This is a genomic window from Vibrio sp. 03_296, from assembly GCF_002265885.1.
Genome location: NZ_NPKW01000464.1, coordinates 1 through 1,171, shown reverse-complemented (window position 1 = coordinate 1,171; position 1,171 = coordinate 1). Strand labels below are relative to the sequence as shown.

Here is a 1,171-nt window from a genome sequence, read left to right as displayed (position 1 = left end):
CCAGCCGCCAAGTGGATAGTGAAACCGATTGCCATGTCGATCGGCAAACCAATTTTTGCTGTCGGTTTCTTCTACGGAGAGTTTTTGAATCAACTCGGGCGCAAAGTTCCCAGCGAGCATCTTGTCCAACTTGTTGGTTGATTTTTCATCCCACATCAACTGGGTCACGCCACACCAGTCATGATCGAAGGTGAGCGCTTGTGCAGCTTGCTCTACAAACTGGCGAGCAAACAAAAACGCGGGGGCAAATACGCGCGAAACGCCATCATGATTGCCATTGAGCAAAGGGTATACTGCGCCTTGTCGGTTACCCGATGCGCCTTCTGCAGCTTGGGCGTGTTTACAATAGAGGGTCACTTTTTGCCCACGTTGAACCAAGGCTTTTGCGAGGGCTGCGCTAGCAATCCCTCCGCCAATGATGGCAATAGAGTCGAGATGAGATGCAGAGGTGCGATTGAAGTATGGCGCGTGGTCGACTTTGTTGTTGTCTTGTTCCATGCAGCCTGCGATCATTTCTCGTCTTGGTGCCAAAGCCTTTGACTTTTTTCATGGCAAAGCCCGCTTCAATCAAGCCTCGTCTTACAAAACCCGCAGAGGTAAACGTCGCCACACGACACTCAGCTCTCGCCAGTTTCGCCATACCATTGAAAAGATCCTGATTCCACATTTCGCCGTATTTTACTTGGGGCAAACCCATCGAGGAACCAAGTATCGATAATGCCTTCTTCACCGTAAGGCACCGAGGGTAGGCAGTCTTTAATATCGCCAAGCCACAGACACAGCGTGACGCGCTTGTCCAGCACAATGCGATGACATTCTGGGACGGCAGGTGGATAATGACGATGAAGTTTTTCCGCGAGTTTCCGCCAACTCAGGCCAAGCTTGATGCGCTTTGATCAAATCTTGTTTGCTAAGGGGAAACTTTTCAAGCTGACAAAATGTARCTCTTTGAGTGCTGCATCAGGGTTTGCACGGCGAAAGTCATTGAACGCCTGCCAAACCGCGAGGAAATTCAATCCTGTGCCAAAACCCGTTTCGCCAATCACAAAACGACGGCGGTCAAATTCTTGCCATCTTTCAGGAATAAGATTTTGTTTAAGAAACACATAGCGCGTTTCTTCTAGGCCGTTCACATTGGAGAAGTAAACGTCATCAAATTGGTCAGAAACCG

The 1,171-nt window shown here is 49.3% G+C and carries 1 pseudogene; it reads right to left on the bottom strand.

The features are described from left to right. Positions 1–1,171 (bottom strand): annotated as a pseudogene (gene mnmD, locus CIK04_RS25420) (tRNA (5-methylaminomethyl-2-thiouridine)(34)-methyltransferase MnmD); the annotation flags it as partial.